The following is a 20,670-nucleotide window of genomic DNA, read 5'->3' as shown; positions in this document are numbered from 1 at the left end:
GCATGCATAGGCCAACGCCTCACGAACGGCTACAGGGCGAAGTCGAACTCGCCGTCCTTCACGCCAAGGAGAAACGATTCCATCTCGGCCGGGGTGTAGACCAGTGCCGGCCCTGCGGGGTATCGGGAGTTGCGCACGGCGATTTCTCCCCCCTCCAGTCGGGCGACTTCCACACAGTTTCCGGCCGCGTTACTCCGTGCGCTCTTCCGCCAGACCGCTCCTGTGATCGTCTCAGCACTTACACCGTTGACCTGCACTGTCATTGAAGATCTGCCCTCCTGTCGGCCCCTCGGCCGCAGCCGCCCACACCCGTTGGCGGGAACATTCGTGCGACCTGAGCCGCTGAAATTTCAGCCGTCCTTCCAGGAACGAGCATTAGCGCGTCAGGTAGCGGGACAAGATGCAGTGAGCCGCCGACATGCTCACTTACGGGGAAACCGTTCATGGAAAACCGAACGCATCAGCGCCAGCACCCCAGTACCCGCGGCCACGCCGGGGCCGCGTCCCGGCTCGCGCTCGCGGCACCGCCCTTCGCCGCCCACCGCATCAGCACGAACACCCTGTGCCTGAGAGACGCACGGAAGTTCACCTCCGACGTCATCCACCGCTGGAACCTGAACCCCGTGCGCGAGGACGCTGTGCAGATCGCATCCGAACTCGTCGCCAACGCGGTACGCCACGGCAAACGCCGCACCCCCCTGCCCGACGGCAGCCCTCCCGTCTTATGGCTGGCCCTGACCCGGCGCCCGCACAGCCTGCTCTGCGTGGTCTACGACCCCAGCCAGCGCAGACCCCGACTCACACCGCCCGCTCCCCTGGCCGAGGACCACCGCGGACTGCCCATCGTCGAGGCACTCAGCGAGGGATGGGGATGGAAACCCTCCGGCGCCACCGGCAAAGCCGTCTGGGCACGCCTGGCATTACCTCCCGCTGCGGCCCCCCGGAAGCCCTGAGAAGCCCTGGACATCAGCCTGCGGGCTCGAGGGAGAAGCACTCGCGGCAGTCGGTCAGGGCTTCTCGATGTGTGAACGGGCTTGCCGGCTACCCGTCTGAAGCAACCGACTCCGGCTAGGAACCGGACGCAGCCGAGGCAGGAGCGGTGGGGCTGTAGAAGACCGAACGTCCCTGCTTGGAACGCTCCAGCAGCCCCTGGGCGACCCCCTGCTCCAGAGAGTTGCGCACCACCGCCACCTGAACCGCGCGCTCAGGATGCGCCTCAGTGAGCGAGGCCGCTACTTCTGCCGCCGACCGCGGCTCGCTCTGCCCTCCCAGGTAAGCAGTGGTCAGCTCCAGCCACGTCGGCCCCCCCGCCTTCTTCGGCGACGCAGTCCTCTTGGAAGCCTTGCGCCCGGCGGCGACAGCCGCCTTCCCTGCTGCCTTCTTACGGTTGGAGCCTCGCGCCGCGGGAACCGCGGCCCCCTTGCCGCCCTTGCGCTGCTTCGCGGTCTGCTTGGGTGTACCGCCGAGCACGTCCTGCATCTTCGTCAGGACCTGCTCGCTGTCCTCCAACCGGACCAGCTCATCCTGCAACCGCGCCAGCTCGCCGCGCACGCGCTCCTGATCACTCCTGTTTGCCGCCAGGTCATCAGCGACCCGCTGCGCATAATCGGCCGTGACACTCTGAACGGGAAGGTTTCCAGACATGTAAGTCCTCGGCTCTCAACGTGGGGGGGGGCGTGTAGCGACGATCGTACCCACATAGATCAAGCCAACCCGCAGTGCGTTAGCCGCACGCCAACCACCGGAACGGGGCTGCTCCGTCGCCGTTCGGACAGGAATCCGGAACGCAGGGATGACCCGGCCAGCTGGACCAGCCTCCGTTACGCCGTGCAGCCTGGACGAGAACCTCGTGAAGACCCCATAGCGGCCCTCAGGTTCCGTCCGGGGGCCCAATGAAGGTCAGCGTCTGTTCGTCCAGGTCGAGTTCCAGTTGCCCTCCGCCGTGCTTGCGTAGTTGTTGCCAGGCCATGTATCCGGCCATGATCGCCTTCTCCCAGTCCGCGGCCCGCAGGACGCTGACTTCGAGGTGGGCGGTCATGTGGTCGATGGTGATGAGCAGTTCGTGATCGACGTGGCGGGCGCCGTCGAAGTAGTGGTGTCGGCTGGCATAGGAGAAGACGAGGGCGCTGATGCCCTCCTCGATGGCGATGGCGCGGCCTCCGTCTTCGGCTTCGTCCATGCCGGGGCGGCTGCGGCGTTTGCGGCCGAGGAGGAACCGGGTGACGGGTGACCAGCCCAGGACGGCCGCGTGGGCGAGGTGGAAGGCGTCGTGGAAACGGTAGTCGTCCTCGATGTGACTCGCGCTGGTGAGGGGGTCGCCGGCGCGAGTGCCGTCCTCGCGGGTGAGGACGATGACGGAACGGCCGTCGGGCTGGCGGGTGGGGGTGAACGTGACCGTGGCGCGGCGTGGCAGTTGTTCGTGGGCGGGGTAGTCGGCGTCGAAGTGGGGGCGTTCGGTGCCGGGGGTGGCGCGCCAGCGGTCCTTGGTCTTTTCGAGGCTGGCGGCGGCGATGTCTTCGAGGTCGAGCCCGAGGAGGTGGGCGAGGGTGGCGGTGTACCACAGGACGTCGCCGAGCTCTTCGCGCAGTTGGGGCTTCGAGAGGCCGGCGTCGTCGCCGTCGCGCAGGCGCTTCTTGTAAGCGGTGGCCACGGAGCCGACTTCGCCGACCAGGCCGAGCAGCGGCACCAGGGCGGGGTCGGCGCCTTCGGCGGCGGGCTGCAGGGTTTTGAGGGCTGCGTGCTGGTATCGGGCGAGATGCACACCTTCTCCAATGAACGATCTTCCAACACCCTTGTCGGATTTCCCGACATCGCCCTACACTAGGTCATGCCGGGCTCCTCGTCCGGAAGTTCAGCGAAGGGACCGGATGCGGAGCATGCCGACACAGAGCGTCCAGGAGATCGTGGACATCGTGATCGGCCTCCTTGCCGAGCACCAGAACAGGCCTCGCGAGGATGTGTACGAAGAACTGGCTTCCGGCGGGCGGCACTTGCCCGTCGACTCCGTTCTCGTCATGGAGATCCTGGCGCGCGTCGAGAAGCGCTTCGGGGTCAAGGTGCCGGCGGACGCGGAGGCCGGGCGATCTCTGCGCTCGGTATGGACGTTCGCCGAGACCGTGTACGACACCATGCAGGCCAAGGAGCAACCATGAACGGCAACGTGCCATCCCCGACCGGGTCCGACGACCAGGCCGAGCAGCGGGTTCGGCTGGGCTTGCGGCTGAAGAGCACGCGGGAGTACCTGGGGCTCTCCCAGCAACAGGTGGCCGAGCGTACGGGAATTGTCCGGTCGGCCGTCAGCGACATCGAGCGGGGGATGCGGAGGGTGGAAGTGATGGAACTACAGAAGCTCGCACGCCTCTACCGACTTCCCGCCTCGTACTTCCTGGACGAGGAGGAGGCAGCCGATGCGGGTGAGCACGCGCTCGCCGGTCTGCCGCGGACCGGGCGCCCGTTGAGTGAGGGCGACCGCATCGAGGTGGCGAAGTTCATCCAGTACCTGCACGCCCGGCGCCAGGCGGAAGAGGAGGATGGGGTGCTGCGCCCGTCCCTGGGCCCGGAGGGCGGTGCGTGAGCTGGAACGACGCTCATGGGGCCGCGATGATCGCAGCGGCCCAGGCTCACGACGAACTCGTCGCCGGGGTTGATGCCTACATTGACGTGTTCGGGGCCCTGCGCCGGGCGGGTGTGGAGGTGATGGGCCAGAAGCTCGGAGGCCTGCTGGGGCTGTACGTGGACGACAACAGCGGAGCCGCACCCGGCTGCCTGGTCAACACCGGCCTGGAGGAAGTGGCCATGCGGCACACGGCCGCGCACGAGCTGGGACACCACCGGATGTTCCACGGGACCAGCGTCGACCATCAGGACCAGGCATCCGGCCGGTGGGGCGAAGGGTGGCCGCAGCACGAGCGGGAGGCGGAAGCCTTCGCCTCCTGGTTCCTGATGCCCCGCCCCGCTGCACGGGCGGCGCTGGACCGCTGCGGCCTGGATCTCCCGGAAGCGCCTGCAGACGTGTACCGGATGGCCCGATGGCTCGGCGTTCCCTACGCAACTGCCGTGCGGCACCTCGTGCGGCTCAAGATGATCGACCGCCATATGGAGACGGAGTGGCTGAAACACTCCCCCGCCGACCTCAAGGCCCAGTTGTCCGGCGGCCTGCCGGTCGGCCGCCAGGCGCATGTCCACGTACTGACCGCTGAGGCGCACGGCGGCACACTGCACGTCACCTCCGGCGACTGCCTGCTGCTGGCGGTACCCGGGGGGCGGTTCGAGGATCTCCCTGCAGGAGTGAGCGCCGACGCTCCGGATGCGGCCGGGCAGCTGACCCTCCTCGGCATCCCTGCTCCAGAGCCCTCGCGGGCCCTGTGGGTGGGTGACGGCCTCGTCGAGGACACGGTCCTGAGCGCGGTCACTGACGGCTCCGGGCCGTTCCTCATCTCCCTGCGGCGCACCCCCGGCCGCGAAGGCTCCGATCACTTCTGGTCCTGACGCACTGCACCACCGCACGGCGCCTACCATCCGCCGATCAAGGAGCGAGCCGATGCACACCTTCACCGTCGACGCCCCGGACGTCTCCCGCGCATGGCTGGAGGCCTGTGCCCGCCTGTCCAAGGTCCCCGGGAAGAAGGCCTTCCACACCGTGGTGCGCATTGCGGAGCCGCTCAAAGAGGACGCCCACCTGCGCACCGAACTCGACCGGGTGCGGGCAGCCCGCAGCAAGGATCCGCTGTACTCGATCGACACGGTGGTCAACACGCTCTTCCCGGTCGCTCTGGCCGCGACCTGCAGCACCCACGAGGAGCTCACCGACCGATACCGCGCCTTCTACCCGCGTTTGCAGGAGGTCCGCCGCAATACGCACGGCACCTATTTCGGGCGGCTTGTTGCCTACCCCGGAACACTGGAGAAGCCGGAGCCGGTGGACCAGCTCGCACGGGTCATCCGGAGGCTCGCCAAGCTGCGCACGTCATCCAAATGGAGCGCGGTCTACGAAGCGGGAACTGCCCAGGTGACCGACGACGACAGGTGGGAGGACGGGCCGCATGAGTCCGAGGCCGTGATCCGGGCGGCTGCAATGGACACCCAGACACTGGACTTTCCGTGCCTGAGCCACTGCTCATTCCAGCTCGATGGATCGACCAATACCGTGCACCTGGCCGCGTACTACCGCAGCCACTACATGTTCGCCCGCGCCTACGGCAACTACCTGGCTCTGGGGCATCTGTGCGCATGGGTGGCACGACACGCTGGCCTCACCCCGGGAACCCTGACCGTGATGGCCGGGTGCGCACGTCTCGACTGCACGAAGCTGGAACTCGACGCCGTCCAGAACGCTGTGACCGCACCGCTCTTCAGCCTCGGCGCTTGATTCAAGAGCACTTCCGGCCGTCCAGGCACTCCTCTGGCACCGGCGTACCCCGAGGGGCTGCCATGCCGCTGGCGTTGCCCTGGCCTTCAGGTGTCGAGGCCCCACTTGGGCGGGAACCACGCCTTCACGGGGGCCGCGTCGTGCCGGTATGCCTGTTTGATCCGACTGCGGCCGCTGATGCCGGCGATCTCGGGATGCGCGACGCGTGCGTACTTGTCGACCTCGCAGAACAGGTTCTGGCAGTCGATGAGCTGCAGAGGCCGGCCCTTCAGCCCGGTGAAGGGCAACTGCAGGCGGGAAAAGTGCTGTTCCTGGGAGTCCGCCATGTAGCGGATGACGTCTGCTTCGATGCCGTCAGCCTCGGGCCCGAAGCACTTGCGGATACCGTCGCGCGCACCGGGACCGGGCACGACGAAGTCCATCTCCGAGAACTCCAGCTGCGGAGCGTAGTTCAGGTCGATGGTGAACTGGTATGCCAAGAACGGTCCGAGTGCCGGGTAGCTGAGCAGGACCTCGTAGGCCTCGCGCATCGTGCCAGCTCGCAGGAGGCGGTCGGGCGCGCCGGTGGTCATCATCAGCTCCAGCAGCCGCAAGTGGTTGCGGTGCTTGCGCTTCTGCCCCAACTGCGGCGGCGGAACGATATAGGCAGCCGAGTAGAGCCGCTCTCCCTGGGCGAAGGCGGATGACAGGACCCGGTCGTAGGCCTGGTAGTCGTAGGTGTCCCAGCGCACCTCCCCCACGGCGCGGGTCAAGCGCTGCCAGGTGGCTTCCTTGTTGAAGACCTTGAACAGAAGCGTGCGGAAGAAGACGTTCTCCCACTCCTGCGGCCCTTGATAGATCACGTCGCGGATCAGGGTCTGGCTGACACGGTCGGCGGCACGGTAGCAGTTGGTAAAGCGGTGGCTGGCCAGGATCGGGTCATCGGTCCAGGGCCTAGGCTTGCCCTCCAGCCGGGCCTCGTATACCGCCTGCCGGGCAGCGGCGAAACGCCAGTAGGTGGCGAACACTGGTGTCGGTTGCAGCGTCCGGCCCGCCACCCGCACCGCTTCGGGTGCAGCGTCCTCACGCGCGGAGGCTTGACGGTCTTGCAGCAACGTCACCATGCACGCAATATATATTCGATATATGACCGATGTCACCGAGGGGGTACCGTGGAATTGCTGTGCCATCAGCAGCGCCACCAGACCTCCGTGGTCTGGCCCGAGGACATCGACCGGCGGTTGAACATCCTCGTGCGCGCTGCAGCGGCAGCCGGTGAACGCACCTCCCGGGCAGAGCTGCTGGCGGCACTCGTCGCAGCCGCGGAAACGGACCCCGAGGTGCTCGCGTCCTTGCTGCACAATTACCGCCGCTTGCCGGCCGACGCCCTTGCCGAGGACCACGACCGCAGTGACCTTCCCGTGGTGCGCTCCCCCGGGCCGCGGCGCGCCACATCTTCCTAAACGAGCAGAACCCTCACCAGTCACTGGAGGCTGAAGAACACCAGATCGGACCCCGGATTCGGGGCCGGGCGCAATGGCCTCGTGGGCAACTGCAAGACCGACGTCCGGGATAGCAGCGGCCAGCCTCAGGATGTGTGCGTTCAGTGAGCCGCCAGCACGCTTGTCTAGGGGGGGACCGTTCTCGGGGAGACCGAACGCAGCAGTGCCAGCACTGCGGTGCCTGCAGCCACTTCGAGGGCGTGTCCGTCTCGGCCTCGCGGCAACGCCCTTCGCCCGCACCGCATCAGTGCGAACAGCACGACCGGGCTAGAAGACGGACAGGGCTGCGGTGGGGGCGGTGAGGCTGTAGAAAGCCGAGGCGTCCCGGCTTGGAACGCTCCAGCGGGCCTTGGACGACCCCCTGCTCCAGAGCGTTGCGCAGCACGGCCACCTGAACGGTGCACTCAAGGCGCGCTTCAGAAAGCGAGGGGCGCACGCGCTCCTGCTCGCTGCGGTTCGCCGCCAGACCATCAGCGACCCAAACGCACCACGCACCCTGCCACTTGGCTTCGGCGAGTGACGGTGAATTCCCTCGCGTCCATGGCAACGCCGGACTGCATCCGGGCTTGCGCGGGTGCAGCGATACGGGGACGGCGAAGACGTCCCGGACGTCGGTTCATCGAGACGCACCTATGGCGCTGACCGTGCAAGAAGTGCTCGAGCCGATGCCTCAGACCACCTGGTACCAGCTTCCGGGAAACTGCCAGCCGTCGGTCCCGTCGCCGATGTCCTCCACGACGATGTCATCGATGAAGTACTCCTCGAAGACTTCGTCGGTCAGCTGGCCTGCCAGCCAGGCCTGTTCGATTCGGGCCCACGCTCCGTTTCTGCCGTCGATGCGCAACGGGGCTTCGCCTCCAGTCCCGCGGTCCCGGATGTCGCGTGCGATCTGGACGGTGCCGGTGATGCGGAACTGGTGGACCTTGAAGTCCGGTGGCAGTGGTGTGGCTGGGGTCGTGGCCGCGTCTTCGTAGGCGGTTCTGATCTGTTCCTGGTAGCTGCGGCGCACGGCGTATTCGGGTTCCGACAGCCAGTGGATCAGAGTCCGGGCTGTGACGGTGAGGCCTGCGCGTTCGAGGGCTTCGTAGCCGTGGCGGGTTGCTGTCAGCTGGACGAGCTGAGCGTGCCACTGCTTGGCCCGGTAGGACGTGAGGCGGCCCGCCGGTCGGGCTCCGTGGTCGCGCAGCAGGTGGTTGAGGGCTTCGCCGAGGGTGGCTCCCTGGGCCATCAGGGGTTCTCCTGACCGTGCTTGACCTTGACCTCGCCGAAGCCGGTGCCGACCTTGTAGGTGTCGGGCGCTGTGCCGTCAGGGGTGTGGAAGACGGCCTCGTCGACGTTGCGCAGGGCGATCAGGGTGTGTCCGGCCTGGACTGCCTTCCATGCGGTGACCCAGTGCCGGACGGATGCTTCCGCGACGACGCTCATGCGCCAGTCGGGCCGCCAGAAGGGGGACTTCACCGTGTCGCCCTTGGGCCACAGCAGACGCAGTGCGATGGACAGCCGACGTTTGTACTGGTCGTAGGGTGCGCCTGCGGCGTCGACGAGTTCGGTCCGGGCGCGTCGGGCTTCCTTGTAGAAGTGCTGGAAGAGGCTCTCGTTGGCACGCCCGGTCCAGGAGTCGTGGATACGGAGGGGTTCGGTGATGTGCCCGGATTTGATGAGGCGTTCGATGAGCTGGATGTGGGAGGTGACGGCCCATACCCGGCCATGAGCGTCGGCCCGATCAGCGAGTCGTCCCAGCGGGTGGGGCATCTGGGTGTGGGCCCAGGAGGGGACGTCGATGTAGAAGATGCCGGCCTGGTCGCGGGTGCGTTCCGGAAGAGCCCCGGTGTGGAGGAGTTTGTTGGGGGCGAGGGGAACAGCGGAGCAGGCCGACGGATAGGAGCCGTTGCGGTCGATGGTGCACAGCGCGCCGGGAGCGAAGCTGTCGGGAACGATGAGGGTGTCGCGCTTGCCCGCGCCGTTGCGGACGCGCTCGACCTCCGGGTGGACCCAGCGCGGTTCACCGTCCATGAACTCGCGGAACAGCGTCCACGGCACGTTTTCACGCTGGTCGGCGCGGACTGCCGGGAGAGGGTGCATCTTGGAGCGGCTGATGCTTTCCCTCAGGATGCTCAAGCCGGGGAAGACCGCGTCCTTCGACTCGTGCTCGTCGCCCGGCTGCAGCTCCATCACCTCTTCCCCCGGCTCAGCGTCCTCTCGCTGGTGGGCGACCGTCGCAGCCGCGGCGGGGCGTGGTGCTGATGAGGCGGTCTGCTCCGGTTCGGCGGAGCGCGGAAGGGGCGATGCCGACGCGGTGGCGTAGGCGTTCAGCGCGGTACGCAGCTGCTGTTCCAGCGGGCCGTCGTTCAGCGCCGGGGGGTTGGCTGCCAGTTCGGCCATGGGGTCGCGCAGCGTGGCCAGCAGTCCTTCGTCGCCCTGGCTCTTCGCGTCCCGGAAGGCGGCCAGGATCTGCTGGGCGGGGGCGGGCAGGCCCTGGCGGGCGCCGGAGGTGAAGGGCAGAGCAGCGCGCAGGAGCTGGTCCTCGACATCGTGGGCCAGGGAGTGGTGGAGGTTGGTGAAGCGGGCGTGGGCCAGGTCCTCGTTGAGGCGGGCGGTGGCCAGCGGTCCGAAGTCCCTCTCAGCGACCGTGATTTCGGCGGTGCCGTCGTTCTTGCGGAGGGTGAGGTGGATGGTGACGTCCGGATCCAGCTGTTGGATGAGGTGCGGATCGTCGGTGTCGATGACCGCGAGCACGGGAAGTCCGGACTGCCGGGCCAGGCGCGTCAGCGTACGGGCGGCTGCGGGAAGCTGGTCCCCCGACAGGGGGATGTGAGCGGCCGGTGCGCATTGGAGGCGGTCCACGACAATCAGGGCCAGGTCGTTGACGTAGGGGGCGGTCTGGGCGATCGCCTCGGCGGTCAGTGCGCTGCCGTCGTCGATGAGGAGCGGGGCCTGGGTGAGGCGGGCCTCGGCTTTCTGCGCTGCAGTGTGCTCGTGTCCGGTGAGGGTGTTGGTGGCGAGCCGGCGGTAGTCGGCGCCGGTCTCTGCTGCCACGATCCGTCGCGCGACATCTGCTCGGGTCAGGCCGGAAGCGGCGTAGAGCACTCGTTGGTTGGCCACGAGCGCGGTGTGGCGCGCCGCAGCCAGGGCGAGGAGGCTTCCGCCTGCTCCTGGGGCTGCGGCGACAAGAACGAAGCGGCCGGGCTGAAGGCCGCCGACGGCGGCGTCCAGGTCCGCGAGCCCGAACTGCGGGGCGGGGAGCGCTACGGAGGTGCGGACTTCACCGATGACGTCGCCCAGGGCCGCCAGTCTGCGCGGGGTGGCGTTCGTGACTGACGAGGCCTCTTGAGCTACGCCCTCCGCCTGCGGGGGAACGCTCGGGCTGCCCGTGTGGCCGGTCGGCGGTTCAGCGTTGAGTGCCGGGCTGGAAGGACCTGGCGGTTGGGAGCGGGCGGGCAGGAGGACGGCCACGGGGACCGAGCGGCGCAGGAGGACTTGAGGGTCTCCCGCTGCAGCAGCTCTCACCAGGTCGCCCAGGTCTTTCTGCGCGCTGGTCAGGGTGTGCGTGGTCAGCCCCGATCCGGCGTCCCGTGCTGCGGGCAGATGATCCAGCGGAGCCAGCACTGCCTCGTCGTGACGTCGGCGCACGTAGGTGACCTGGCCCTCCTCGGCCGCCTTCACCCGGGCATGCAGGGCAGCACGAGCCTGCTCCACTGTCAGGGACTCTGGTTCGGCCGCCTGACGGCTGAGTTCGCCTCGGCTCATACTCATCCCCTCCGCATCCTCTCTCAACAAGAGCAAAGAAAAGCTAACACGTTCGAGTACGTTAGTAACGCTCATCGATAAGTAATGGGCGATGCTTTCATGCGTATTGGCGTCTCGGGAGCGGTGTGGCGTCTTGAGGTCACTGGAAAGGCGTGGTGCGGCGTTAGGAGACGACGACCGGTCCGCTAGGGCACTTGGCTGCAGATGTTGCAGTAGTGACCGTGCTGGCTCGGCTTAGCGGCACAGTGGGCCTGGCACCGCTGGGTGTCGGGTACGGGGCGAGGCCGGCAGGCGTATCCGCCGGGCATGTGTCCGAGAGAGCATCTGGCAGGGGTAGCTCGGCCTGTCCAGGCACACGAGGTGGTGCCTGGCTGACTTGGTTGAGAGACAGTAGGGGGCGGTGGCCGCTAGATACGGATGTCGATGTAGTCGATCTCGTGAAGCTCCACTCGCAGACCAGTTGCTCGATGCCCGCCGTCTTGGAAGTAGGAGTCTTGCAGTCCGGCGGCGATGAGCTGGGCCAACCGGTCTTCTCCGGCTCCTTCGGCATGGGCCTCGAGCAGGGGTGTCGCGTATTCGGGGTTGAGCCGCTGGGTGAGGCGGCGGGGACGGCTTTCATCGGTGGTTCCGCGGGCTGCGGTGTAGCCGAACGTGGCGCGTGTTTCAACGGTGAGGCCGGCGACGGCCGCTTGCCGGGCGGCAGCACGGTTGCGGGCGCGGGGTTGCCAGTGAGCTTCAACCTCTTGGCGGAGACGGGCGGCGAGGGCGGGTCGCGGCCGGACGCTCTGCCCGTTGAGATAGCGCTGCACGGTTCGGGGGCTGATGTTCAGTCGTGCTGCGACCCGGTGGGGTCTGCCTTTGTCCAACTTGAGGAGATAGCGGAGTTGGGCTGCGGGGCTGTGAGGCAGAGGGCGGGTGAAGTGTTGTGCGGTCGCGCGATTGAGGCTCTCCCCGATAGGTCCCACGGTCCTGTTCTCCTATTCTCCTTGCTGTGCAGCGTCCGGTCCGTGGATGTGGCGGGCAGGGTTGCCTCCTTCTCTTAGCAGGGCGGCTGCCCAGGACATGGGCTGTGTTCCTTCGTGTTTGGCCATGCCGGGCGAGACTCCGAGGCGGAAGGTGCCGGGCAGGGGCAGGCCGGTGTCCGGCGTCAGGGGAAGGAAGTCCAGCGGCGAGGGGCCGCCGCTGGGATAGACGACGCAGTCGGACAGGACGGCGAGGGGGTAGTGGCCGGCTGCGGCTAGCTTCTGGATTTTCCGGTGCATGTTGGTTCGGGCCTTGGAGATGACCGCAGCGCGGATGTCAGGCCGCCAGGTGGGCCGATCGAGGGCGGGCCAGGGTTGTCCGGGCTGGTGGTGGGCCCCTTGGGGACGTTCCCGGAGCTTGCCGATGCCTCCTTTGACGGTGGCTTTGATCGCCCTCAGGACGGCTGCTTGGCCAGGGTCCTGCTGGGTGTGGCGGGTCATGGCATCGAGGTACTGCGCTGCGTCGAGGTCGGTGGTGACACCGAGTTCGGCCATTGTCTGGACGTAGGCGTTGCGCAGGTGGGTGTACCAGGGGCTGAGGTAGGGGCCGCTCTCACGCCTGATCCATGCCTGGAGGGGCTCGGGGCTGTAGCCGAGCTCGTAGGCGTAGGCGAGGGTGGGCGTGGCGTACCAGGCGGGCTGTTGGGGTGGGTGGCCGTCAGGGGTGAAGGGGCTGGGTAGGCGGGGATCCTGGGGAATGTGGGAAAGGTCGACGAGCCAGCAGCCGGGGGTTTTGGGGTCGAAGTCTGGGTGGCGGACGTGGGTGGCACGGCCGAGTCCGACGGTGAGTCCGTTGGTTGCAGCGAGGAAGGCGGTGTTGATGTCCAGGCCCACGGCGAAGGGCTGGGCGGATTCCCGTTCGCTGATCAGGCCGGGGTCGCGGACCCAGTCGTAGGCTTCCTCGTCGAGTACGTCGCTGTCGTGGCGGCCGACGGCCGCGGGGTGCTCGGCGGGAGCTTCGGGTGGAGCGGGCGGGTGGGGGTCGGTGAGGGAGCCGGGCACCTCGCCCCGGTGCCAGGTGCCGGTTGCGGGGTCCTTGACTGGGCGAGTGGGTGGTCGCAGCGCCGTCATCAGTTCTTGGCCGTTGACTGCGGTGGACCCGCGCGGGGTGAGGACACGATGTGCATAGTCCCCCAGGGCTTGCGCGAGCTGGGCGGGAGGAAAGGAGGCGATGTTGTCCCAGGACCGCGCTTCGAAGGCATCCCAGGGGAGGATGGCGAGTTGGACGCACTGGCGTTGTCTGTTGCTGGTGGGGCGGTAGATCCGGGGCCAGGGGCCGAATCCTCGGTGGGTGAGCTGCCAGTTTTCGCCGACAAGTTCGGTCACGGCGGGATGGTCATCAGCAAGGCGCAGGGAGCGCCGGTCCTCGAGGAAAAGAGGTAGGCCGAAGTGGGTGGTCGCGCCGGCCGTGAGCACGATGAGAGGGCCGGCGTCCTTGCCGTAGCGGTGCAGGCGGGAGGCTCCCAGGTGGGTGTGGTGGAGGGTGAAGTTGACGAGTTGGCTGAGGGTGGTGGCCGGGCAGTGCAGAGTTGTGCCGTCGCTGAGGTAGGCGTTCTCTTCGCCGTCCAGGACTGCGAGGGGGCCGTGACCTGCCCGTTGCGCGGGCACCGCGCGGTGGGTGGGTGCGGAAGTCTGGGTCGACGCGGGGTTGGTGGCGGCGGGTTTTCGTGGCGCTGCGGGTGCCTGGGAGGTCGGGGTATGCGCGGGGGCTGGCGGGTGCAGCGGTGCCAGCGCGTCGAGGAACCGTGCGTAGGCGGCTCGTTGCGGCGGTCGGGGTTGGGCTCGTCCGCTTTCCCAGGCTTCGACGTCCTGGATGCTCACTCGGAGGGTTGCGGCGAGTTGCTGTTCGTCCACGCCTGCTGCTTCTCGTAGGCGTCGTCGTTCGTCCGGGTCGGGCAGGGCGTCGAGCTCTGCCTGCGCCAGCAGCGCGTCGACTGCGGCGAAGAGATCCGGCTGCTCGTATGTCACGGGATCACCTGGGGTCGGTTGTTTCTGCGACGGGAAGGTCGAGTGCGTATAGGACGTCGCGGTGGGGTGCGTGGTGCTGGGTGTTGCTGGTGGGGTCCAGGAGGCGTCGTTCGATGTGTGCTGGGAGGTCTTCGGCGGGTGTGGGGCCGGGGTGGGGGCCATGGAGATGGTGGTGCAGGACGGAGAGGAGGTGCGCGGCTTCCTGAGGGCTGAGGGCTGTGGGCCGGTGGCTGTGGTGGATCAGCGATGCGGTCTGGTGGGGGGTGAGGAGGTTGGGGACGGAGGTGAGCTGCAGGTGTTCCTTGGTGCGCAGCAGCCGGTGGGGTCCCGGTTTTGATCGCAGGCGCTTGCCGAGGTCGATGGCGGCGTGTTCGGTCCGGCCTGGGTGCCACAGCAGTACGTCGTTCACCGTGGTGCGCAGCAGCCGGTGGCCGGTTCCGGTGAGGAGGGCGGCGTGCAGGATGGTGGGGTCGTCGGCTTTGGTGGTGGGTGGTTCGGCCAGGGGGTAGGGCGCGCCGTCGGGGGTGTCGGGGTCGGCGAAGAGGTTTTGTGGTGTGGTGTCGAGGGCTTTGGCCAGGTGCAGGAGGCGGGCTGCGCTGGTTGCGGCGGGTGTCAGGAGTTGTTCGAGGCGGGCAGTGGGGACGCCGGTGATGTTCTGCAGGTCCGTGGAGGTGAGCCCGACGTCGCGAGCGCGTCTGCGGATGTACGCGTATCGGAATGAGGGTGTGCTGAAGGCGTTGTCGGGTTCTTCGGGTGTACGGGTGGGCTTTTTCGTCATGGCGCCTGCCGTGTGGTGGTGCGCAGTGGGGCGGCGATGTGCCAGCACCTGGCTTGCTGGTGCCAGTCGGGTGCCGGGTGCGGGTGCACGAGTGTGGGGATGGGGAGGGCGAGATCTTCGGTCAGGGCGGTGAGGCGGTGTCCGAAGGTGTTGGAGAACAGGCGGAAGTGCGCCGGGGCTTGTTCGCGCTGCCGAAACAGCAGGGCGGCGTGCAGGAGTGGGCGGGCGCGCGGGGGAACGGCGTAGACGGTGGTGGAGCGGGGCTCGTCGTCTGAAGGGCTCTGGCCGGTGGGGTGTCCGTGGATGTGGCCGTGCGCGGGCAGGTGGATGCGGCTGGCGTTGGCTGTCACGGAGTCGACGGTGGCTGAGGCGACGAGGTCGGGGTGGGCTCCGGTGAAAAGGAGCGTGGCAAGACCGGCTGCCTGGGTTGGGCCGAGAATGACGCTGAGGTGTTGGACGGTTTTCGGGGTGCAGGGTCGGGTGGTGATGCCGGGGCCGCCGGCGGCATCGAGGTCTTCGGGGACGTCCAGGAGCAGTCCGTTGCGCAGGAATCCTGCCTGGGCGCCGCGGATGCGGATGAGGGTGTGCTGGGGTGTGGGGCTGTTGTGGGTAAGGCGGGAGAGGAAGTACTGCAGGGATGGAATGTCGTTCCATGGAGTGCCGAGGTCCGGTGGGTGCGGGCGGTTGCTGTGGGGGCGCTGGGTGAGCCAGTGGGCTGCGGCCTGGAGGGCGGCCCGGTACTGACCGTCGGCCTGGTGTTGGTCTTCGGGCAGCAGGCGTCGTCGCAGGTCGGCCCGGAAGCCGGTCATGGGGGTGGTCGGCAGATTGGGGAATGTGTGGTGGTGGTCGGGTCCGGCCTGCTTGACACGGGTAGCGGGTGCGCCGTGGTGGGTGATGGCGGCTCGGAGCTCTTCCTCGCTGTGCAGGCCGGTGTGAAGGTCTGCTGAGGTGAGCAGGGAAAGCAGTGCCTGGTGGGCCCGGTCGCCGGAGGGGTTGGCGTGCAGGACCAGTTGGATGCCGGTGTGCAGGCGTAGGGCCGCGAGTTGCTGTGCCCGTTCGAGGGTGAGCAGATGTGCGCGCAGGATGGTCACCTGGTGGATGTTCATGGCGGTGATCCAGCAGCTCACGGCTCGCCACGCATCAGCTGCGGGCAGTGCGGGGGCCTTGGCTGCCGTCTCCAGGCGGAGGCGGCCCAGGGCACTCAGGAGGTCGCGGGCGAGGTAGGCGGAGTTTTTCGTCTGTGGAGTGGGGTCGACGGCGATACGCCCGGTTTGCGGGTCGGATGCGTGCAGGGCGGCCCGCTGGGGGCGTGGATCATCCGTGGGGTCCAGGAACAGCAGGACAGGAGGTGCTGCTGGTGCAGATGCCGGGTTGTCGGGCTGGAGGTGTGCCTCGGGGTCACCGGGCGAGTTTGGTGGCGAGGCGGTCCAGGTGGTGCTGGCGGGGATGAGTGTCTCCGGTGCGTGTGAGGAGGCGTTGCAGGTGGCGGGTGGCGCCGGCCCAGCGGCGCAGATTCCCGCGGCCGTGACGCAGGTCGAGGTCGCCGAGAGCGGCTGAGGGCACGTCCTGCCACAGGGGGTGGAGGAGGGTGGCGGCGTGGGGCATGTCGTTGGCGGCGATCGCCTCGGTGGTCAGCCATGCGCAGGTCCGGGTGGACAGCATGGGGTGGACGTCCACTGCAGTGCGCCGGTCGGTGCAGCTGTTGAGGACGATGCACAGGCCTTGGGCTGCGTCGAACAGGTAGCGCAGGTATTCGAGGCAGGAGTGGGACATCTGGTGGACTTCGTCGAAGAGCAGCACCGGCCGCTGGGTGTGCAGGACCTGCTGGATCAGGGCGTCGGCGAGTCCCGGGTCTTTAGGGGGCGTGCCCTCCAGGCCGAGGGCGGTGTGCAGGACGGCCCGCAGGTCTTGCGGGCCGGGGCGGGCGCGTTCAGCGCCCAGGACGTAGTGCGGGATCCCCAGGACGTCCAGGAGCGCTCTGGTGGAGAAGGTCTTGCCGGTGCCCGAGGGGCCTGACAGGTGCAGGAAGGCTTGGTCCCGTTGGGCTTGTTGCAGGCCTTCCCGGACGGCTTGGACGGCAGGGGTGTGCAACGGTCGGATGCCCGGGACGCCCAGGAAGTGCAGCTCGGGCTGCACGGTGGTGGGCAGGAGGGCGTAGAGGGGGTGTGGTTCTGGGAGCCGGCCCCGCAGTGCACCTTTGTTGAGGTCCTGGCCGGTGTTCAGCACTTGCGGAGAATCCACTCGACGAGCTCGCTGTCGATGGTCTTCTTTTTGAGGAGCTTCTTGCCCTTGATGGCATGTGCGGTGACGCTGACCCAGTTGCGGAAGCCCCCGCGGGTGAAACGGATGTCGAGGGTACGTAGGTGCTCCGGGTCGACGCCGTTCCAGACGGGATGGAAGTTCGGGATGGTTCTCAGGACCTCCTCTTCGGACATGGCCAGGACCTCCTGGCGGATGTGGATGCGTGACGCGAGGGCGGGGTCGCTCTGCATGGTGTCGTAGGCTTCCTTGCCTCCGACGAAGATGATGGTGGCCCGGGTCTTCTCCGGGCCGGTGTCCCAGAGCCTGCGGATGTATTCAAAGCTCTCGCGCTTGTATTGCTGTGCCTCGTCGCACACGATGACGTAGGGACGGCGAGGGAGTGCCTCGGTGAGGACTCGGTACATCTTGGTCGGCTCCCCGGGCATCACGCCGGGCAGGTGAAGCTGGTGGAAAAGCGCCTCTCGAACGTCCTTGGGCCCTGGACGTGACCGGGTGAACTCCAGCGTCAGCAGGAGCTGGGGATCGACCTGCTTGAGCGCTGCTTCCGTTCCGTAGGTCTTTCCCAGTCCGGCGTCACCGTAGATGACGCTCATGCACCGTGCGTCGATGGCGTCACGAACGTTGTCCTGGATTTCCATGAGTGTGTCGGTGGCAACGGTCACCGTGTCCTTCAGATCGAGGAAGGTCCGCGGCTGCCCGTTCTGCGGCTGCTGCTCATCGGGAGCGGGGGCGGTCGGGCTCATGCGTCGGTGTCCTCTGCTGACGTGGGTGTGCCCGGTAGGACCCAGTCGGGGGCCGCCGGGTGGGCCGGGATGTAGGGCGTGGAGCTGCGCCTGGGAGAGGGCGCGGGTGGGGTGGACTTGTTCAGCGCGGTCTTCGCCTGGTGCACAGTGAGAACCTTGGTGAGTTCTTTCGCTTCCTGGTCCGGCTGGGTCATGGGGGCGAAGCGGGTGCGTCGTTCCTTGGCCGCTTGGTTCAGGACTCGGCGTGCCCGGGCTTCCTGGTCTGCTCGGGCACGCCGCACTTCGCGGACGGTGTCGGGGCTGGCCCGGTCGGACAGCTCGCAGGTGCCCAGGTAGCGGCCGTCGCCGTCGTATTCGTACACCTCGATCTCGTCGTGGTGGTGCGGCAGCCAGAACACCCGCACGCGGTCCCCGATGCGCCCGGTGATGCAGGAGCCCATGTAGTAGCGGTCTCCCAGTTGAATGCCCTTGGCTGTGACGCGGTGTCCTTTGCGGTCGCTCTCGAGCATGAACTGGTGCAGGGCCCGGGCCGGCACGTCACGCACCGGTGCGGGATCGCTCTCCCATGCCTGGTCGGGGGTCATGCCAGTGCGTGAGTTGATGTGGGAGCTGTTGTAGTCCCGGATCCACTGGTCCAGGAGCGTGATGAATCCGTTGAGCGTCAGCGGAGGGTCGGCGTCGCCTGACCTGGTGCGGTGATCGAGCTGCTGGCTTTTGGTGTAGCGGGGAAGGTCGGCGAAGAACCTTGTTGTGACGGTCAGGTTCATGCGCTCGACACCACCTTTGAGGTGAGCCCTTTTCACAACGTGGACAGGGATGCCGAGGAGAGCGAAGGCCGCGGTGGCGGTCTTGGAGAGGAAGTCGGCGCCTCTGTCGATCCGGACAAGATCGGGGCGGCCGCCTGCCGGCCCGAACTTTCCGTCTCTGCGCATGGAACTGTGCATCGCTGACAGCACGGAGCCCCGGTGTGCCGAGACAGGTGTGACGGCGTATCCCATGACCCTGCCGGAGCCCCGGTCGATGAACCAGGTCAGCCACGGGCGGACAAGCCGCCGGTTGGGCAGGGCGATGTCGGCGGGCACCTGTTTGTGGTCGCCTTCCCAGACCTCGTTACGGTGAACGGCCGGGCGCTGGAATCGTGGGTTGCACGTCTCGGCTGCGGGAAGCCCCAGGCGGAGTGCTGCTCTTTGGGCCGGGGTCAGGTCGCGTCGCACCGCGCGCCGCACGGCAGACAGAGAAACGGGCTTCTCGCCCCTGGCCACCGCATCGACGGCCAGCTCTTCGTGGGTGCGCTTCACATTGCCGCGGTGATAGGCGAGAAGGACCTCGATGTCCTCGGTGATCTCGAACCGCTGACGTGGCTTACGGTCCAGGCGGCCTTCACTCTCGGCCTCTTTCAGCCAACGCCATACGGTCCGCTCGGATTTTCCCAATGCCCATGCGCAGCCCTGCACTTGTGCGGTGGACAAGGTGTGCGCCTGTCGCTCTGCAAGCAGCGCTGTCACGGCGGAAGCACGCAGCGAGGCAGGGCTGATTCCGAGGTCTTCCTCGACGGGTGCGGTTGGTTTCACCATGCCGGCGGTTGCGTCGTGCAGGAGACGCGTAATGCGGCATGCAGTGGCACTTCGCCGGGTGGGTCCGATGCGCATGAGCGCAGTGCGGGAGGGGTGGTGTCTGACGGAATGGCGCGTCCGGGCATCGCATGGCTCGGCGCAGCAGTAGGGGGCATCAGTCTCGGTGGTCTTTCGTGGCGGGCGTGTCACACGCCCTAGCCGGATGGCGCCTGAGCGGTCAGACAATTTGATCAGCTTGATCACCTGGATCGGCCTCGTTGATCACTGTTGTCGAGAACCGTTCGCTGATGCCGTGATGTAGCTGGCTACGCTTCTGGTTTCGGCCGGTCTTGAACAGCCAGGTGGGCTTTGGTTCCGTTTACTCAGCCTCAGGCCGATGTGTCGCGGACAGGTTCGGGCACCCGCCCCTTGGCCCCGTCGCCACACCTGCAGTAGCGGCCATGAAGTTGGTCAGCCCGTGTGACAGCAGGCAACACGGACAGGGGGCAGGGCCGTGTCTTCGCTCCCCCCCACCGTGCGCCCTGCGACGCCCGCAGTTCCGTGATCCTGGCCGGCACACGCCTCACAAGGGCGCCGCGTGCTGGGCTGGAGAGCCGCCAGGGCGAGAGCGCGAGAACAGTCCTCCCTGCGGCGCCGCGCAGGCTGCCAGCGGGCAGCTGCGAGGGGTTTCAGATTGGTCGTAGTCGGCAGCCGAGCAGCGCCTCTTCGACGGCCTCGTACTCACGGGGCATGAGGCTGAAGACAGATGATTGGCCGGGGGCTGCGGTCAGCTGCTGGTAGCGGCTTGCCGCGGCCACCAGAGGCTGCGCCCACGCCGGTGCCCAGCCGGTCAGCTCCGCTTCGGGCAGGCGGATGAGAGTGGCCTGGTGAGTGGTGCAGCCGGTCAGGAAACGCACCGCGACGATGGCGGCGTGGACCGGGTGAGCAATGTGAGCATGGATGCGATCAGCGGCCACGCTGTCCTGGCGGGCAGGGTCGGTCGTCTGCTTCTTCCTGGCCACGACTGGCTTGTAGGGCCGGATGCTGTCAGGAGCGGGACGTCGCGGCGGCGGGGGCAGATCACACCAGGGGGCCTTCGGACTGGCGGGGTAGACCGTGTATGCATGCCGCCATGGGGTGGGTTTGCCGGGAGAGGCGCAGTTGGGTGGAGCCAGGGCGTCCATGCTGTCGATGCTGCAGTGGTCGACGGAATCCAGGAGCCGCTTGAGCGGTGCCGGCGCACGCCCATGGATCACGAGGACGAGGCGTATCCCGAGCAGGGCACGCAAAGCAAGGAGCCCGGTCCACTGCGAGGGCCTGATCCCCTGTGCCCGGCAGATGACGAGGCGGGTGATGCCGAGTACGGAGATCCAGGCTGCCACCGCTCTCCAAGGAAGAACCGATCCCGACGCCCAGAAGTCGTACTGGGGAGCGTTCGTCAGGGGGGACTTGCCGAGCGCACGAAGGACATCGTGGGCGAGAGTGGCCCGCATGGTGCTGACCGGGGTGGGGTGGACGGTGATCTGGCCCTGGTCGGGGCGATGTGCCCCAAGAGCTGCAGCCATGACGCTGCGCTCGTCGCCGGGATCGTGCAGAACCTCGACCGGTGGCAGGCCTGCCTCTCCCCCGCCTGGCGCCCAGTGCACACCCCAGGCGTCCCTTGTGTTCTGCTGGAATTCGGTAGTCACAGTAGTCCCTGTGCGTGGCGGAGACCTCACGGGCGGTCTGGCTTAGGCCACGGCTCGTGA

The 20,670-nt window shown here is 67.6% G+C and carries 20 protein-coding genes; 6 read left to right on the top strand and 14 right to left on the bottom strand.

What is annotated here, in order from left to right; all coding sequences use genetic code 11:
• Window positions 1-29: 29 nt before the first annotated feature.
• Window positions 30-263, bottom strand: a complete 234-nt coding sequence (locus G3I54_RS21920) for a DUF397 domain-containing protein (RefSeq protein WP_069734961.1) — start codon at window positions 261-263, stop codon at window positions 30-32.
• A gap of 180 nt (window positions 264-443) precedes the next feature.
• On the opposite strand from G3I54_RS21920, the gene G3I54_RS21915 reads away from it, so the two are divergent.
• Window positions 444-953, top strand: coding sequence for an ATP-binding protein (locus G3I54_RS21915; protein WP_164616561.1), 510 nt, complete (start codon window positions 444-446; stop codon window positions 951-953).
• A gap of 115 nt (window positions 954-1,068) precedes the next feature.
• Here G3I54_RS21915 and G3I54_RS21910 read toward each other — a convergent pair whose 3' ends face one another.
• Both G3I54_RS21910 and G3I54_RS21905 read right to left on the bottom strand, forming a co-directional pair.
• Window positions 1,069-1,644 (bottom strand): hypothetical protein, encoded by a 576-nt coding sequence (locus tag G3I54_RS21910; protein ID WP_164616560.1) that lies wholly within the window; start codon window positions 1,642-1,644, stop codon window positions 1,069-1,071.
• A 226-nt stretch (window positions 1,645-1,870) separates the two neighbouring features.
• The gene (locus G3I54_RS21905; protein ID WP_164616559.1) at window positions 1,871-2,761 is read right to left on the bottom strand and encodes a nucleoside triphosphate pyrophosphohydrolase family protein; all 891 of its coding nucleotides are present in this window, start codon (window positions 2,759-2,761) and stop codon (window positions 1,871-1,873) included.
• Between the two features lie 115 nt (window positions 2,762-2,876).
• Between G3I54_RS21905 and G3I54_RS21900 the strand changes: the two genes are divergently transcribed.
• From G3I54_RS21900 to G3I54_RS21885, 4 genes are read left to right on the top strand one after another with little or no spacing between them, the layout of a single operon-like run.
• Window positions 2,877-3,152, top strand: a complete 276-nt coding sequence (locus tag G3I54_RS21900) for a phosphopantetheine-binding protein (protein WP_164616558.1) — start codon at window positions 2,877-2,879, stop codon at window positions 3,150-3,152.
• Window positions 3,149-3,574: a helix-turn-helix domain-containing protein gene (locus G3I54_RS21895; RefSeq protein WP_164616557.1), complete on the top strand. Its 426-nt coding sequence runs from the start codon at window positions 3,149-3,151 to the stop codon at window positions 3,572-3,574. Before G3I54_RS21900 ends, G3I54_RS21895 begins: the two co-directional genes overlap by 4 nt.
• Window positions 3,571-4,488, top strand: a complete 918-nt coding sequence (locus G3I54_RS21890; RefSeq protein WP_164616556.1) for an ImmA/IrrE family metallo-endopeptidase — start codon at window positions 3,571-3,573, stop codon at window positions 4,486-4,488. The genes G3I54_RS21895 and G3I54_RS21890 overlap by 4 nt, the downstream gene beginning before the upstream one ends.
• Window positions 4,489-4,540: 52 nt before the next feature.
• On the top strand, window positions 4,541-5,368 hold the full coding sequence (locus G3I54_RS21885) for a hypothetical protein (RefSeq protein WP_203686847.1): 828 nt from the start codon (window positions 4,541-4,543) through the stop codon (window positions 5,366-5,368).
• 86 nt (window positions 5,369-5,454) lie between these two features.
• On the opposite strand, the gene G3I54_RS21880 is transcribed toward G3I54_RS21885, so the two are convergent.
• On the bottom strand, window positions 5,455-6,471 hold the full coding sequence (locus tag G3I54_RS21880) for a nucleotide kinase domain-containing protein (RefSeq protein ID WP_164616555.1): 1,017 nt from the start codon (window positions 6,469-6,471) through the stop codon (window positions 5,455-5,457).
• A gap of 48 nt (window positions 6,472-6,519) precedes the next feature.
• Between G3I54_RS21880 and G3I54_RS21875 the strand changes: the two genes are divergently transcribed.
• A complete protein-coding gene (locus tag G3I54_RS21875) occupies window positions 6,520-6,810 on the top strand; it encodes a hypothetical protein (protein WP_164616554.1) in 291 nt (96 codons plus the stop codon).
• 709 nt (window positions 6,811-7,519) lie between these two features.
• Here the strand turns inward: G3I54_RS21875 and G3I54_RS21870 are convergent.
• From G3I54_RS21870 to G3I54_RS21830, 10 genes are all read right to left on the bottom strand, one after another.
• On the bottom strand, window positions 7,520-8,077 hold the full coding sequence (locus tag G3I54_RS21870; protein WP_164616553.1) for a hypothetical protein: 558 nt from the start codon (window positions 8,075-8,077) through the stop codon (window positions 7,520-7,522).
• On the bottom strand, window positions 8,077-10,602 hold the full coding sequence (locus tag G3I54_RS21865; protein ID WP_239144473.1) for a type II toxin-antitoxin system prevent-host-death family antitoxin: 2,526 nt from the start codon (window positions 10,600-10,602) through the stop codon (window positions 8,077-8,079). The genes G3I54_RS21870 and G3I54_RS21865 overlap by 1 nt, the downstream gene beginning before the upstream one ends.
• 401 nt (window positions 10,603-11,003) lie before the next feature.
• Window positions 11,004-11,405, bottom strand: a complete 402-nt coding sequence (locus tag G3I54_RS21860; RefSeq protein WP_343240381.1) for an XRE family transcriptional regulator — start codon at window positions 11,403-11,405, stop codon at window positions 11,004-11,006.
• Window positions 11,406-11,573: 168 nt separating this feature from the next.
• Entirely contained in the window at window positions 11,574-13,586 is a 2,013-nt protein-coding gene (locus G3I54_RS21855) for a helix-turn-helix domain-containing protein (RefSeq protein WP_343240380.1), read from the bottom strand.
• Window positions 13,587-13,590: 4 nt separating this feature from the next.
• Window positions 13,591-14,364 carry a hypothetical protein gene (locus G3I54_RS39625; RefSeq protein WP_239144472.1) on the bottom strand — a complete coding sequence of 258 codons (774 nt, stop codon included), beginning with the start codon at window positions 14,362-14,364 and terminating at the stop codon, window positions 13,591-13,593.
• Window positions 14,361-15,470, bottom strand: coding sequence for a hypothetical protein (locus G3I54_RS21850; RefSeq protein WP_164616550.1), 1,110 nt, complete (start codon window positions 15,468-15,470; stop codon window positions 14,361-14,363). The genes G3I54_RS39625 and G3I54_RS21850 overlap by 4 nt, the downstream gene beginning before the upstream one ends.
• A 292-nt stretch (window positions 15,471-15,762) precedes the next feature.
• On the bottom strand, window positions 15,763-16,590 hold the full coding sequence (locus G3I54_RS21845; protein ID WP_164616549.1) for an ATP-binding protein: 828 nt from the start codon (window positions 16,588-16,590) through the stop codon (window positions 15,763-15,765).
• Complete coding sequence (locus G3I54_RS21840; protein WP_164616548.1) at window positions 16,584-17,369, bottom strand: ATP-binding protein; 786 nt, start codon at window positions 17,367-17,369, stop codon at window positions 16,584-16,586. Before G3I54_RS21840 ends, G3I54_RS21845 begins: the two co-directional genes overlap by 7 nt.
• Complete coding sequence (locus G3I54_RS21835; RefSeq protein ID WP_164616547.1) at window positions 17,366-19,018, bottom strand: transposase; 1,653 nt, start codon at window positions 19,016-19,018, stop codon at window positions 17,366-17,368. Before G3I54_RS21835 ends, G3I54_RS21840 begins: the two co-directional genes overlap by 4 nt.
• A 593-nt stretch (window positions 19,019-19,611) precedes the next feature.
• On the bottom strand, window positions 19,612-20,610 hold the full coding sequence (locus tag G3I54_RS21830; protein WP_164616546.1) for a hypothetical protein: 999 nt from the start codon (window positions 20,608-20,610) through the stop codon (window positions 19,612-19,614).
• Window positions 20,611-20,670 lie beyond the last annotated feature (60 nt).

This window comes from Streptomyces sp. SID14515, from assembly GCF_010548505.1.
GTDB lineage: Bacteria > Actinomycetota > Actinomycetes > Streptomycetales > Streptomycetaceae > Streptomyces > Streptomyces caviscabies.
This window is presented reverse-complemented; position numbering and strand designations above follow the sequence as displayed.

Bases quoted from the DNA above. Each gene is read 5' to 3' on its own strand.
- G3I54_RS21915 (WP_164616561.1), top strand. From the start codon at position 444: ATGGAAAACCGAACGCATCAGCGCCAGCACCCCAGTACCCGCGGCCAC.
- G3I54_RS21880 (WP_164616555.1), bottom strand. From the start codon at position 6,471: ATGGTGACGTTGCTGCAAGACCGTCAAGCCTCCGCGCGTGAGGACGCT.
- G3I54_RS21840 (WP_164616548.1), bottom strand. From the start codon at position 17,369: ATGAGCCCGACCGCCCCCGCTCCCGATGAGCAGCAGCCGCAGAACGGG.
- G3I54_RS21910 (WP_164616560.1), bottom strand. From the start codon at position 1,644: ATGTCTGGAAACCTTCCCGTTCAGAGTGTCACGGCCGATTATGCGCAG.
- G3I54_RS39625 (WP_239144472.1), bottom strand. From the start codon at position 14,364: ATGACGAAAAAGCCCACCCGTACACCCGAAGAACCCGACAACGCCTTC.
- G3I54_RS21920 (WP_069734961.1), bottom strand. From the start codon at position 263: ATGACAGTGCAGGTCAACGGTGTAAGTGCTGAGACGATCACAGGAGCG.
- G3I54_RS21885 (WP_203686847.1), top strand. From the start codon at position 4,541: ATGCACACCTTCACCGTCGACGCCCCGGACGTCTCCCGCGCATGGCTG.
- G3I54_RS21895 (WP_164616557.1), top strand. From the start codon at position 3,149: ATGAACGGCAACGTGCCATCCCCGACCGGGTCCGACGACCAGGCCGAG.
- G3I54_RS21870 (WP_164616553.1), bottom strand. From the start codon at position 8,077: ATGGCCCAGGGAGCCACCCTCGGCGAAGCCCTCAACCACCTGCTGCGC.
- G3I54_RS21900 (WP_164616558.1), top strand. From the start codon at position 2,877: ATGCCGACACAGAGCGTCCAGGAGATCGTGGACATCGTGATCGGCCTC.
- G3I54_RS21850 (WP_164616550.1), bottom strand. From the start codon at position 15,470: ATGAACATCCACCAGGTGACCATCCTGCGCGCACATCTGCTCACCCTC.
- G3I54_RS21835 (WP_164616547.1), bottom strand. From the start codon at position 19,018: ATGCGCATCGGACCCACCCGGCGAAGTGCCACTGCATGCCGCATTACG.
- G3I54_RS21865 (WP_239144473.1), bottom strand. From the start codon at position 10,602: ATGAGTATGAGCCGAGGCGAACTCAGCCGTCAGGCGGCCGAACCAGAG.